At 64.6% G+C, this 13445-nt stretch carries 11 protein-coding genes; 6 read left to right on the top strand and 5 right to left on the bottom strand.

The features are described 5' to 3' along the window. Nucleotides 1-89: 89 nt before the first annotated feature. The 3 genes from EOD29_RS20945 (at nt 90) to EOD29_RS20935 (ending at nt 3224) form a co-directional block, all read left to right on the top strand. The gene (locus tag EOD29_RS20945; RefSeq protein ID WP_066996707.1) at nt 90-1007 is read left to right on the top strand and encodes a sulfite exporter TauE/SafE family protein; all 918 of its coding nucleotides are present in this window, start codon (nt 90-92) and stop codon (nt 1005-1007) included. Further along, nucleotides 1007-1795: a TIGR02186 family protein gene (locus EOD29_RS20940; protein ID WP_067322676.1), complete on the top strand. Its 789-nt coding sequence runs from the start codon at nt 1007-1009 to the stop codon at nt 1793-1795. The genes EOD29_RS20945 and EOD29_RS20940 overlap by 1 nt, the downstream gene beginning before the upstream one ends. 172 nt (nt 1796-1967) lie before the next feature. Further along, nucleotides 1968-3224, top strand: a complete 1257-nt coding sequence (locus tag EOD29_RS20935; protein WP_095826490.1) for an Hsp70 family protein — start codon at nt 1968-1970, stop codon at nt 3222-3224. A gap of 12 nt (nt 3225-3236) precedes the next feature. Here the strand turns inward: EOD29_RS20935 and EOD29_RS20930 are convergent, their stop codons facing one another. Next, nucleotides 3237-4145: a LysR substrate-binding domain-containing protein gene (locus tag EOD29_RS20930; protein WP_095799354.1), complete on the bottom strand. Its 909-nt coding sequence runs from the start codon at nt 4143-4145 to the stop codon at nt 3237-3239. A 54-nt stretch (nt 4146-4199) separates the two neighbouring features. Further along, nucleotides 4200-4346: a hypothetical protein gene (locus EOD29_RS35985; protein WP_156751064.1), complete on the bottom strand. Its 147-nt coding sequence runs from the start codon at nt 4344-4346 to the stop codon at nt 4200-4202. Nucleotides 4347-4423: 77 nt separating this feature from the next. Between EOD29_RS35985 and EOD29_RS20925 the strand changes: the two genes are divergently transcribed. The 3 genes from EOD29_RS20925 to EOD29_RS20915 are packed head-to-tail and all read left to right on the top strand — an operon-like array spanning nt 4424 to nt 9033. Continuing rightward, a complete protein-coding gene (locus EOD29_RS20925) occupies nt 4424-7354 on the top strand; it encodes a molybdopterin oxidoreductase family protein (RefSeq protein WP_127247659.1) in 2931 nt (976 codons plus the stop codon). After that, entirely contained in the window at nt 7351-8085 is a 735-nt protein-coding gene (locus tag EOD29_RS20920) for a 4Fe-4S dicluster domain-containing protein (RefSeq protein WP_127215978.1), read from the top strand. Before EOD29_RS20925 ends, EOD29_RS20920 begins: the two co-directional genes overlap by 4 nt. A 12-nt stretch (nt 8086-8097) precedes the next feature. Beyond that, a complete protein-coding gene (locus EOD29_RS20915) occupies nt 8098-9033 on the top strand; it encodes a DmsC/YnfH family molybdoenzyme membrane anchor subunit (RefSeq protein WP_127247657.1) in 936 nt (311 codons plus the stop codon). 7 nt (nt 9034-9040) lie between these two features. Here EOD29_RS20915 and pdeM read toward each other — a convergent pair whose 3' ends face one another. The 3 genes from pdeM to EOD29_RS20900 all read right to left on the bottom strand — a co-directional run bounded on the left by pdeM (nt 9041) and on the right by EOD29_RS20900 (nt 13396). Then, a complete protein-coding gene (gene pdeM, locus EOD29_RS20910; RefSeq protein ID WP_095782905.1) occupies nt 9041-9757 on the bottom strand; it encodes a ligase-associated DNA damage response endonuclease PdeM in 717 nt (238 codons plus the stop codon). 16 nt (nt 9758-9773) lie between these two features. Continuing rightward, nucleotides 9774-12305 carry a ligase-associated DNA damage response DEXH box helicase gene (locus EOD29_RS20905; RefSeq protein ID WP_127247703.1) on the bottom strand — a complete coding sequence of 844 codons (2532 nt, stop codon included), beginning with the start codon at nt 12303-12305 and terminating at the stop codon, nt 9774-9776. A 230-nt stretch (nt 12306-12535) separates the two neighbouring features. Continuing rightward, nucleotides 12536-13396 carry an NlpC/P60 family protein gene (locus EOD29_RS20900; protein WP_095824209.1) on the bottom strand — a complete coding sequence of 287 codons (861 nt, stop codon included), beginning with the start codon at nt 13394-13396 and terminating at the stop codon, nt 12536-12538. Nucleotides 13397-13445: the final 49 nt, after the last annotated feature.

Raw genomic sequence — 13445 nt, 5'->3', positions numbered from 1 at the left:
CGCGCCGCGCAAGAAAAAATTGGCTTTTCGGTGCGAAACTGCCGGGGACGGCGGCATTCGCCGACAGGCAAACTGATCGAGACAGACGGGTGGGCATCTATCTCCCGATCGCGGAAATTTCCGTCAACGTGTTCGTGCTGCTCGCGATGGGCGCGGCGGTGGGTTTCCTGTCGGGCATGTTCGGGGTCGGCGGCGGCTTCCTGATCACGCCGCTCCTGATCTTCTACAACATCCCGCCGGCGATCGCGGTGGCCACGGGGGCCAACCAGGTCATAGCCTCCTCCTTCTCCGGCGCGCTGTCGCACTTCAAGCGCGGCACGCTCGACTTCAAGCTCGGCGGAGTGCTTCTGGCCGGCGGCATTGTCGGCTCGACCGCCGGCATCTATGTCTTTGCGCTGCTGCGCCGGCTCGGCCAATTGGACCTCTTCATTTCGCTGCTCTACGTCGCGCTGCTCGGCACCGTTGGCGGGCTGATGCTGGTCGAGAGCGTCAACGCGCTGCGCGCCTCGCGCAGCGGCGCGGCGCCGGTGCTGAAGAAATCCGGCCAGCACAACTGGATCCACCGGCTGCCGTTCAAGATGCGCTTCCGCGCCTCGAAGCTGTTCGTCAGTATCATCCCGGTGCTCGGCCTCGGCGCGGCAATCGGCTTCCTGTCGTCGATCATGGGCGTCGGCGGCGGCTTCATCATGGTGCCGGCGCTGATCTACCTGCTCAAGGTGCCGACCAACGTCGTTATCGGCACCTCGCTGTTCCAGATCATCTTCACCTCGGCCTACACCACGCTGGTGCATGCCACGACGAACCAGACGGTCGACGTGATCCTGGCCTTCCTGCTGATGGCGGGCGGCGTTGCCGGCGCGCAATATGGCGCCAAGGCGGGCCAGCGGCTGCGGGGCGAGCAGTTGCGGGCGCTTCTGGCGCTGTTGGTTCTGGCCGTCGCCATCCGTCTGGCCATCGACCTCTTCGTGACGCCTCCCAATCGCTATTCGCTCGCGGGCCTGACCTGATGGGGCCGTTGAGAGCGTTCGCAGCCGCCATCCTGTCGCTCGCTGCCGCAGCACTGCCGGCGGCGGCACAGACGCCGGCGACGGAAAGCATCCAGATCGGCCTGTCGACCGACGCCATTTCGATTACCGCCGGGTTTTCCGGCGCTGACCTCACCATTTTCGGCTCGCTCGAAAATCCCGATCCGCTGATCGCGCGCCAGGGACGCTACGATGTCATCGTCGTGCTGGAGGGTCCCGCCCGCCCCGTCGTCGTGCGCCGCAAGGACAGGGTGCTCGGCGTCTGGATCAATCTGGAATCGGAGACTTTCGAGAACGTGCCGGTATCCTACTCGGTGGCGACGACCCGCCCGCTGCAGGACATCACCGAGCCGAACAGCTACAAGCAGCTGTCGCTCGGCGCTTCGAACCTCTACATGCAACCGGCCGAGCCCAGCGACAGCCCGATCACGATCGAGGAATTCACCTCGGCACTTCGCGAGCGCAAGACGGCGACCGGCCTTTACAGCGAGAATGTCGGGGGCGTCCAGTTCCTGTCGCAGAACCTGTTCCGCGCCACCGTCCGGCTCGCGCCCAACATCCCGGTCGGCACCCATAAGGCACGCGCCTTCCTGTTCAAGAGCGGCATGTTCGTGAAGGAGAGCTCGGCCCAGCTCGAAATCCGCAAGTCCGGTTTCGAACAGTCGATCTTCCGCGTCGCGCACGACTATTCCTTCCTCTACGGCGTGTTCGCCGTGTCCCTGGCCATGCTCACCGGCTGGCTCGGACGCATCGTTTTCCGCAAGGATTGACGTTTTTCGCGCGAATGAGGGTTCCCCTGTTCCCGGATTTGGGATAAGTCGCCGCCTCCCAACTCGGGGACAAGCACACATTCAATTCGGCAGAGCGGTCCGGCGACCGGGTGACGGCGCGTTTTTCGACGCCGGCGATGCGCTGCGACGAAACCAATGACAGGAGGCTGCTATGCATCCAGCATTCGGCGGCATCGATTTCGGCACGTCCAATTCCACAGTGGGCGTGATCCGCCACGGCCGGGCGCAACTGGTAGCACTGGAGGGCGAACAGCCCACCTTGCCGAGCGCCGTCTTCTTCAACTTCGAGGACGGCCACACCTATTTCGGCCGCCGCGCAATCGCCGACTACACCGACAGCGTGGAGGGCCGGCTGATGCGCTCGCTGAAAAGCGTTCTCGGCAGCTCGCTCGCCAACGAGAAGACGCGCATCAAGGCGCGCCTGATCGGCTTCACCGACATCATCGGCTTATTCATCAGCCATTTGAAGAAGCGGCTGGAAGAGGATGCCGGCGGCCCGGTCGAACGCGTCGTGCTCGGCCGCCCCGTGCAGTTCGTCGATGACGATGCCGACGCCGACGCCAAGGCGCAAAGCGAGCTCGAAAAGGCGGCGCGCGCACAAGGGTTCAAGCACATCGCCTTCCAGTTCGAGCCGATCGCGGCGGCGCTCGACTACGAACAGAACGTCGCCCGTGAAGAGTTGGCGCTGATCGTCGACATGGGCGGCGGCACCTCCGACTTCTCGATCGTGCGCGTCTCGCCGGAGCGCGCCCGCTCGGACGACCGCAAGGGCGACATATTGGCCAATCGCGGCATCCATATCGGCGGCACGGATTTCGACCGGCTGCTTAGCATCGCCCATATCATGCCCGAGCTCGGCTATCTGACCCCGACCAAGGACGGCAAGCGCAATCTGCCGGCAAGTTATTTCATCGACCTCGCCACCTGGCAGCGCATCAATCTCATTTACACTGCGAAGGCGATGTCGGATTTGAAGCAGATCCGCTTCGAAGCCGAGCGCGCCGATCTCGTCGACCGCTTCATCCACATTGTCGAGCATCGTTACGGCCATGCGATGGCCGGCCTGGTCGAACGGGCCAAGATCGCGCTGACAGAACATTCCTGGGCCGAGGTGAAGGTGTCGCTGCCCGGCGTACGCTTCGCGGCCGGGATCACGCGCGCCGGCCTGGAAGAGACGATCGGCGGCGATATCGAACGGGTGGCCGCGACGGTCAGGCAAACGATTGCCGACGCAGGCGTTCCCGCTTCGGCCATCACCGCTGTGTTCCTCACCGGCGGTTCGACGGCGATCCCGCTGGCAAAGCGGCGGATCCTTTCGCTGGTGCCGCAGGCCTCGGTTATCGAAGGCGATATGTTCGGCTCGGTCGGGCTTGGGCTCGCGCTTGATGCGCGGCGCAAATTCGCCTGACGCTTCCTTGCTCTAGCCCCTCCCCGTTGACGACGCGTTCTGCTTGCCGGTGAGATGCGCCTTGAGCGCCATTTGCGCGAGGCTCGCCTGCCGGTCGCGATGGGTAATCATGGCGAAATCGCGTTTCGGCAGAATGACCGGCACGGATCGCAAGCTGCCTTCCGCCAGCGAACGCGCAATGACGAGCTCGGAAATTATAGTCGCGCCGGCACCAGCCTCCACCGCCTGACGCACAGCCTCGTTGCTGGGCAGAACAAGAAAGATCTGCAACTCCGCCGGCGGAACCCCTTCACTGCGCGCAAAATCCTCCAGCGCCTCGCGCGTGCCCGACCCGCCCTCCCTGATGATCCAGCGCAACGACCTGATGTCGAGGTTTCCAGCCGGCGTCGTCGGAAGCTCGGGATGTGAGCCCGCCACGACCAGCATGGGGCGATCCTCATCGACCGTGGCGCGCCGCAATATGTCGGACTCGGTGCGGCCCTCGACCAGCCCGAAATCGGCCCGGCCGTCCAGCACATTGGTCTCGACCTGCCGCGTGTTGCCGATGGTGACGCTCAGGCGCACCGCCGGATAGGCCTCGTGGAAGGACGCCAGGCGCCTCGGCAGCCAGTAGCTGGCGATGGTCTGGCTGGCCGATATCGACAGGCTGCCGGTGATGGTCTGGGAAACATGCTCCAGCACGTCGTGGGCAGCCGCTGCCCGTTCCAGAACAGCCTTGGCTTCGGGCAGGAAGCGGTGGCCGGTCTGCGCGAGCTCGATGTTGCGGCCGACCCGGTTGAACAGCCGCACGCCATGATGGCTTTCGAGCGCGCGGATGGCGGCAGAGGCGGCCGATTGCGAGATGCCGAGCAGGTCGGCCGCCTTGGTCATGTGGCCATGCTCGGCGACGGCGACGAAGATGCGAAGCTGATCGAGGGTCATGGCCAACTAAGAAGGAAAATCGATCGGAATTACAAGAGCGGCTTGTTAGACAGATCAATCGCTTTGTTCTAACTTTTTACCCGAGCTTGGAAAAAATTGGCCGTTCTGCCGCCAAGGTTGGAAATGATCGGGCGCTTCAAATCCCTTTTCGCGCATTGGAGCCGCCAGCTGAAGCGGCAGCTCGCCGGCGACCGCTACCATCCTGAGCTGCATTATATGCGCGGGCCCGGTCCGAAGACGAAGGCCAAGATGGCAAGCGGCAAGAGCGTTCGCGGATCATGAGCCTAGCTGAACCACGCGGCGCAAACTCCGCGCCCTCGCAGCGGCCGCTGGCCGACAGCCAGGCGCCTGACGAAGGCGACGGCGTCGAGACCTCGCCGAGCGTGTCCGACCGCATCGCCAAAACCACCTGCTACATGTGCGCCTGCCGCTGCGGCATCGACGTCCACATCAAGGACGGCAAGGTGCGCTACATCAACGGCAACAAAGACCACCCGGTGAACCGGGGCGTGATCTGCGGCAAGGGCAGCGCCGGCATCATGCAGCATTACAGCCCGGCGCGGCTGAGGAAGCCGCTGCTGCGCACAGGGCCTCGTGGCTCCGGCGAGTTTCGCGAGATCGAATGGGACGAAGCGCTCACCATCGCCACCGAGCGGCTGTCGGCGGTCCGCCGCACCGATCCGAGAAAGCTTGCCTTTTTCACCGGGCGCGACCAGTCGCAGTCGCTGACCGGCTGGTGGGCGAGCCAGTTCGGTACGCCCAACTTCGCCGCCCATGGCGGCTTCTGCTCGGTCAACATGGCGGCCGGTGGGCTCTACACGATCGGCGGCTCGTTCTGGGAGTTCGGCGAGCCCGACTGGGACAACACAAAATACTTCATGCTGTTCGGCGTCGCCGAGGATCACGATTCGAACCCGATCAAGATCGGCCTCGGCAAGCTCAAGGCGCGCGGCGCCAAGGTGGTGTCGATCAACCCTTGCCGCACCGGCTACAACGCGATTGCCGATGACTGGATCGGCATACGACCCGGCACGGACGGACTGTTCGTGCTGGCGCTCGTCCATGAGTTGCTCAAGGCCGGCCGCATAGATCTCGACTATCTGCTACGCTACACCAACGCGCCGGAGCTTGTCGTGCAGGAGCCCGGTTCCGCCGATGACGGATTGTTCATGCGCGATGATGACGGCAACCTGTTGGCTTGGGACAGGGTGGCGAAGGCGCCCGTCAATGCCGCCGACCCGGATGCCAAACCAGCACTGACCGGCAACTACACCGTCAATGGCCGCCGCTGCGCACCGGTATTTCAGCTGATCGCCGACCGATACCTGGACGAAAGCCATTCGCCGGAGGCGGTAGCGGAGCGCTGCGGGGTCGGCGCCGACACCATCCGACGGATCGCGGCGGAGCTGGCGCATATCGCCTTCGAGCAGGCGATCGAGCTGCCGGTCGCCTGGACCGATTGGGCCGGCCGCCGGCACGAGACGATGAAGGGCCGGCCGGTGTCGATGCATGCCATGCGCGGCATCTCGGCCCATTCCAACGGCTTTCATACTTGCCGCGCCATCCACCTGCTGCAGGTTCTGCTCGGCACGGTGGACGTGCCCGGCGGCTTCCGCTTCAAGCCGCCCTATCCGCGTTGCGCGCCGCCGGGGCCAAAGCCCGCAGGCAAGAACGTCCGCCCGATGACGCCGCTGGAGGGTATGCCGCTCGGCTTCGTCTCAGGGCCCGACGATCTGCTCGTCGACGAGGTCGGCACACCGATCCGCATCGACAAGGCCTATTCCTGGGAGGCGCCGCTTGCGGCCCACGGCCTGATGCACAGCGTCATCCGCAATGCCTGGGCCGGCGATCCTTATCCGATCGACACGCTGATGATGTATATGTCGAACATGGCCTGGAACTCCTCGATGAATACCGTCGAGACGGTTCGTATGCTCACCGACAAGGACGAGGCGGGCGCCTACAAGATCCCCTTCATCATTTATTCCGACGCCTATTATTCCGAGACAGTGCCATTCGCCGACCTGGTGCTGCCCGACACGACCTATCTCGAGCGGCACGACTGCATCAGCCTGCTCGACCGGCCGATCAGCCATGCCGACGGGCCGGGCGACGCCATCCGCCACCCGGTCGTGCAGCCGGACCGCGACGTCAGGCCGTTCCAGTCGGTGCTGATCGAGATCGGCGCGCGGCTCGGCCTGCCCGGCTTCGTCAACGAAGGCGGTTCGGCGAAATACCGCGACTATGCCGACTACATCGTCAACCACGAGCGCACGCCCGGCATCGGCCCGCTTGCCGGCTGGCGCGGTAAGAACGGAGACGCGATCGGCAAGGGCGAGGTGAACCCGGACCAGCTGCAACGCTACATCGACAGTGGCGGCTTCTGGCACCACGAGTTCGCCGACGACCAGCGCTATTACAAGATGGGCAACCGCGCCTATCTCGACTTTGCCGTGCAGATGGGGTTCATCTCCAAGGCCGAGCCAATCATCTTCCAGCTCTATTCGGAGCCGATGCAGCGCTTTCGGCTCGCCGCGCGCGGTCATGGCGAGGTGCAGCCGCCAGAGGCCGAGCGCGACCGGATCGAAGCCTATATGGACCCGCTGCCGTTCTGGTACGCGCCCTTCGAAGACGACACCGTCGATCTCCAGAAATATCCGCTGCATGCGCTGACGCAGCGGCCGATGCACATGTACCATTCCTGGGGCTCGCAGAATGCGTGGCTGAGACAAATCACCAGCCAGAACCGGCTGTTCGTGCACCGGGAGACGGCAGCGAGGCTTGGGCTGGCCGACGACGACTGGGTGTGGATCGAAAGCATCAACGGCCGCGTGAAGGGTCAGATCAAGCTGATCGACGGCGTCAACCCGGACACTGTCTGGACCTGGAACGCTATCGGCAAGCGGCGCGGCAGCTGGGGGCTGAAGGACGACGCCGCAGAGAGCAATCGCGGCTTCTTGATCAATCACATCATCGGCGACCAGACCGCGGCTACCGTCAACGACAAGCGCTATTCGAACTCCGACCCCGTCACCGGACAGGCGGCATGGTTCGACGTGCGCGTGCGTATCGCCAAATGCGCGGCGGAAGAGGCCGGCTTCACCGAGCCGCAATTCGAGCGCTTGCGGCAGCCGCCAAATTTCGAGCCGTCACCGGATGTGCTTCGCTTCGGCGATGGATTCCGCATAAAAAGGGAAGCCGCCGAATGACCTGCCTTCCCGCCCAAACCGAGAAGAAGCTCGGCCTCGTCATCGACCTCGACACCTGCGTCGGCTGCCAGGCCTGCGTCACCGCTTGCAAGGAATGGAACACCGGCGGGCACATGGCGCCGCTGACCGACATCGATCCGTATGGCGGGCGTGTCGACGGCGTCTGGTTCAACCGCGTGCACAGCTATGAGCACACGACCGAACAAGGCGGCCGCACGGTGAACTTCCCGCGCTCCTGCCTGCATTGCGAGCAGCCAGCCTGCGTCACCGTCTGTCCGACCGGCGCCTCCTACAAGCGCGCCTCCGACGGCATCGTGCTGGTCGACGAGGACAAGTGCATCGGCTGCAAGCTGTGCAGCTGGGCCTGTCCCTATGGCGCCCGCGAATTCGATACGGATGTCGGCGTGATGAAGAAATGCACGCTTTGTGTGGACCGCATCTACAACGACAATCTGGCGGCAGGGGACCGCGTGCCGGCCTGCGTCGCCGCCTGCCCGACCAGCGCCCGGCATTTCGGCGATCTGGGCGATCCCGCCTCGGCAATCTCGCAACTGGTAGAAGAGCGTGGCGGCGTCGAGCTGATGCCCGAGCTTGGCTACAAGCCGACCAACAAATACCTTCCCCCGCGCGCCCGTACCGAGCGCGCGGCGAAGGTGGATGCACCGGCGCTGGAACCGATCCGGGCCGACGGAGGCTTCCTCGGCTGGATCGACCGCATGCTTTCGAACTGAATTCGCGCAGCCATGCATCCCGCCTATTCCGTCGTCTTCTTCACCACCGCCACCGGGGCCGGCTACGGCCTGCTGGCGCTGCTCGGCGTCCTTGGCGGGCTGGGATTCATCGCACCCGAGTTCTGGCTCGGGCTCGTCGGCATGGCGCTTTCGCTTGGCTTGATCGTGGCCGGCCTGCTCTCCTCGACCGGCCATCTCGGCCGCCCTGAACGCGCCTGGCGCGTCTTCTCGCAATGGCGAAGCTCCTGGCTGTCGCGCGAAGGGGTCGCCGCGGTCGCGACCTTCATCCCGGCCGGGCTGTTCGGCATTGGCTGGGTGCTGATGGGCAAAAGCGGCGGTTGGGTAGCCATCGTTGGCCTGATGGCTGCCGCCGGCGGCGTCGTGACAGTCTGTACGACCGGAATGATCTATGCCTCGCTGAAGCCGATCGCGCAGTGGCGCAGCCGCTATACTTTGCCGGCTTATCTTATCTTCTCGGCAATGACGGGTGGCGTGCTGCTCAACGGCCTGCTGCGAAGCTTCGGGGCCGGATCAACCTTGGTTCTGGCCGGCGCGCTGCTTGCCACGCTCGCCGGGTGGGGCTGGAAGCTTGCGACCTGGCATTACAACGACAGGCTGGAAATCCCGACCACGGCCAACACGGCGACCGGCCTCGCCGGCGGCACGGTGCGGTCCATCGAATGGCCGCACACCGAAGAAAACTACCTGCTCAAGGAGATGGGTTTTCGCATTGCGCGCAAACATAGCGCGAAGCTGAGGCGAATCACGCAGGTGCTGGCCTTCGCCGTGCCGGCCATCTTGCTCGTGATCGCCTTCGCCTTGCCATGGCCTTTCGCAGCAGCCGCATCACTGCTTGCAGCGCTTATGCAATTCGTGGGCATGCTGGTCGAACGCTGGCTGTTCTTCGCCGAGGCAAAGCACACCGTCACGCTCTATTACGGCAGATGAAGCCGCTTCAGCCCGGCCGCAGCATCGAGCCGGAAATGGCAAAGATGCGCTCCGCACCCAGCATGTAGGCAACAAGCGTTTCCAGGCGGAACAGTCCGGCATAGGCGCGGTCGAGCACGTTGAGCGAGCCGGTATAGGCGCCGAAGGCCGGCATGATCATGCGGCCGCCGTCACCGGCGAAGCAGCGCCGCCTGACCGAGCGGCCGCGCTGGACGATGCGGGCGCAGGGATGCAGATGGCCGGCGATCTCGCCCTCCACCCGCAGCTTGGATGGCTCATGGCGGAAAACAAGCGAACCAATCGCGAGTTCCCTCACCGTCTCGCCAGGCAGGTCGGCGGGAGCATCCGGATCATGATTGCCGGCAACCCAGAACCAGTCGCGGCCGGCCATCATCGCCTCCAGCCGCTCGCGGAAGCTTAGATGCATGCGCTCGGCGCCGCCGCCGTCGTGGAAGGAGTCGCCGAGGCTGACTACGATCCGCGGACCGTAGTCGGCGATCACAGCCTGCAGCCGCAGCAAGGTCGCACCTGTGTCATAAGGCGGGATCAGCGCGCCGCGCCTGGCGAAGGACGAGCCCTTTTCGAGATGCAGGTCGGAGACCGCAAGCAGCCGCAGATCGGGGAAATAGAGCACGCCGCGCCGGTCGCAAACCGCGCGTTCGCCGGCGATGCCGACGAAGTCGGCCTCGGCGACCAGCGTTGCGCGCGACAGCGAAAAATTCATCCCCTCTTGTCTTCTCTCAGTCGGCCATCTCCGGCCCCATGGCCTCTTCAACGAGGGTGGCGGCATCCATCAACAGCGTTTCATCCGCCTCGCCATGCACCGGCATCTTTCCGATTTCGAGCATGATCGGCACGGCTAGCGGCGATATCTGTTCCAGGTCCTTATGCACGATTCGACCGCGGATGCGCGAGAGCATCTCGGCAAGTCTGCTGACATCGAGCAATCCGGTCGCTCCATCGGCACGCGTCGCCTGGAGCAGGATGTGGTCGGGCTCGTGGCTGCGCAGCACGTCATAGATCAGGTCTGTCGAGACGGTGACCTGGCGGCCGCTTTTCTCCTTGCCGGGATGACGTTTCTCGATCAGTCCGGAGATCAGCGCGCAGTTGCGGAAGGTGCGCTTGAGCAGCCAACTGTCGGCAAACCATGCCTCGAGATCGTCCCCGAGCATGTCCTGATCGAAGAGCGCAGCCAGCGATGGTTTTTTGTTTTTGAACATCCAGCCCATGTCGGCCAGCGACCAAATAGCCAACGCATAGTCGGTGGCAACAAACCCGACCGGTTTGGCGCCCGCTCGATCCAGGCGGCGCGTCAGCAGCATGCCCAGCGTCTGATGCGCGAGCCTGCCTTCGAATGGATAGGCTACGAGATAGTGCCGGTTTCCGCGTGGAAAGGTCTCGATCAGCAGATCGTCCCGTTTCGGCAGGACGGATTTATCGGCCTGAAACCGCAGCCAATCGGCCACCTGCTCGGGCAGCTTCTTCCAGCGCTGCGGATCGTCGAGCATGGCGCGCACCTGCTCGGCGAGATAGGTCGAAAGCGGGAATTTGCCGCCGCCATAGTAGGGCACCTTTGCTTCGCTTCCGGGAGCATTCGACACGAAGCACTCATTGTCGCGGATACCCTCGAAGCGCAGAACCCTTCCGGCGAACATGAAAGTGTCGCCATAGGTCAAGGTCTCGAGAAACGCTTCCTCGATCTTTCCCAAGACTCTGCCGCCGCGCGAGGCCGCGCCCTTGCTTCCAGCCTGGACGTAACGAACGTTGAGGGCCGGCACTTCGATGATGGTCCCGACATTGAGCCGGTACTGTTGCGCCACGCGGGGATTGGATACTCGCCACAAGCCTTCCTTGGTTTGCCGGATACGGGCGTAGCGCTCGTAGTTTCTCAGCGCGTATCCGCCGGTGGCGACGAAGTCGATGACCCGGTCGAATGTCGGGCGGTCTAGGCTGACATAGGGCGCAGCCGATCTCACCTCGTCAAACAGCGCGTCGGCGTGGAACGGGGCACCGCAGGCGCAGCCGAGCACATGCTGCGCCAGCACGTCGAGCCCGCCATTGACCAAAGGCGGCGTGTCCTGCGCGCCGAGATAGTTGGCGTCGAGCGCGGCACGGCATTCAAGCACCTCAAACCGGTTGGCCGGGATCAGGATCGCCTTCGATGGCTCATCCATGCGGTGGTTGGCGCGGCCGATGCGCTGCGCCAGGCGGCTGGCCCCCTTCGGCGCGCCGACATGCACGACCAGATCGACATCGCCCCAGTCGATGCCCAGGTCCAATGTCGAGGTGGCGACGATAGCGCGCAAGGCGTTTTCGCCCATCGCCTTCTCGACCCGCCGCCGCTGGGCGACGTCGAGCGAGCCGTGATGCAAGGCGATCGGCAACGTGTCGTCGTTGACGCGCCACAGCTCCTGAAACAGCAGCTCGGCCTGGCTGCGCGTGTTGACAAAGAGCAGCGTCGTCTTGTGCCGCTTGACCTCGCGATAGATCTCCGGAGTGGCGTAGCGGGCGGAATGGCCAGCCCATGGCACCCGCTCTTCGGAATCGAGAATGGAGATGTCGGGCTTGGCGCCGCCTGTCACGACGATTAACTCGGACATGGCCTCAGGGGAAGCCTGGCTGACCAGCCAGCGCCGCAACTCATCCGGCTCGGCGACCGTAGCCGACAGGCCGATGGTCTGCAGCTCAGGGACGAAGGTGCGCAGCCGCGCCAGGCCTAGCGCCAAAAGATGCCCGCGCTTCGAGGTGACGAGCGAATGCAATTCGTCGAGGACGACATAACGCAAATCCTCGAAGAAGCGCCTGGCGTCGGCCGAGGCAATCAGAAGCGCGAGCTGTTCGGGGGTGGTGAGCAGGATGTCGGGCGGTGCGAGCTTTTGCCGCTGGCGCTTGTGCGAGGGCGTGTCGCCGGTGCGGGTTTCGATGGTGACCGGCAGTCCGATCTCCTCGACCGGCTTGCCGAGATTGCGCTCGATGTCGACGGCCAGCGCCTTGAGCGGCGAGATGTAGAGCGTGTGGATGCCACGATGCGCCCCACCGGGCTTGCGGCGCGGACGCCTGGCGAGCTCGGTAAGCGAGGGCAGGAATCCGGCCAGGGTCTTGCCGGCGCCGGTCGGCGCGATCAGCAGCGCCGATTGGCCGGCTTGAGCCTTCGCCAGCAGTTCGAGCTGGTGGGCGCGCGGCGACCAGCCTTTTGCAGCGAACCATTTTACGAACGGCTCGGGGAGAAGGACGGCGACATTCTGTTCGGCGAGGCGCGGCTGCTCTGTCACGCGCAAAGAGGTAGCGCGCTGGCAAGCGATCGCCAAGGAAAATCGGAACAAAAGGGGATCACTCTTCCCCTCTCCCCGTGTGGGAGAAGGTGGCCCGGCGCGCAGCGCCGAGACTAATGAGGGTGATCCAGCTTGGTGCTACTTACCCCTCATCCAGATTGCCAGCCGACTTGCGAAGAGCAAATCGGGGCAATCCCACTTCTCTCCCATGGGGAGAGGTTAGGGCGGCGCTAAGGCCTGCGGAACCCGGTCGGGCCGCCATAGAGATAGCCGATCCGCTCGACGGCATCCTTCAGCCCTTCGCGCGAGACCAGCATCGTGTGGCCATTGGCGTGGATCATGTCCTTCGCGTCGGTCATGATCGCGACGTGGCCCTTCCAGAAGACGAGGTCGCCGCGCTGCAGCCCGGAATACTCAGGGCATGGCTCGAGCGGCGTTCCGATCGATGCCGCCTGCATGTCGGAGTCGCGCAGCACATCCTTGCCGGCCATGCGCATCGACAGTTGCACGAGGCCGGAGCAGTCGATGCCGAAGCCGGAGACGCCGCCCCAGAGGTATGGCGTGCCGAGGAAGCTTTCGGCGACCGTCACAAAGTCGTCTGCAACCTCGGTAAGCGGCCGCAGATGGCGGGCAATGACGGCCTGGCCGGATGGCAGCAGCGCGTAGTGCGTGCCGCGCGTTTCGGCGGAACCCGTCACCGTCACCGCGGAGCCTATCGACAGTTGCCCGCCGATCGGGAAGCGCAGGTCCGGTCCGGGATAGAGGAAGGTGCGCGGCACGGAGACGATGTGGGTGGGCGCATGCTCACGTGCGCCGAGTACATTGTCGGCGGCATAGCCGACATAGCCGTCGCGCTCGGCCTGCACCCAGGCCCAGCCTTCCGCAACCTCGAAGACCAGCACGTCCTCGCCGAACAGCGCCTGCGTGTTGATGCCGGCATCGGGGCGCGGAGCCTTGCGCAGGTCGGCGACGGCGGCGGTGATCCGCGCCGGGCGGCCGGCGACAAAGCGGTCGGCGGCGACTTGCCCCTTCAGCCTGGCATCGGCGAGATCGGAACGAAAGGCGTGAAGGCGGGCATCCCTGGCGGTCAAATCGGTAGTCCAGTCAAATGGGTTTATCGGTCAGACAGACGAGTTGTCG

Origin of the sequence: Mesorhizobium sp. M1A.T.Ca.IN.004.03.1.1 (assembly GCF_003997555.1) — a bacterium.
Classification (GTDB): Bacteria; Pseudomonadota; Alphaproteobacteria; order Rhizobiales; family Rhizobiaceae; genus Mesorhizobium.
Note: the sequence above shows the minus strand (reverse complement) of the source record. Positions and strands in the feature narration are given on the sequence as shown.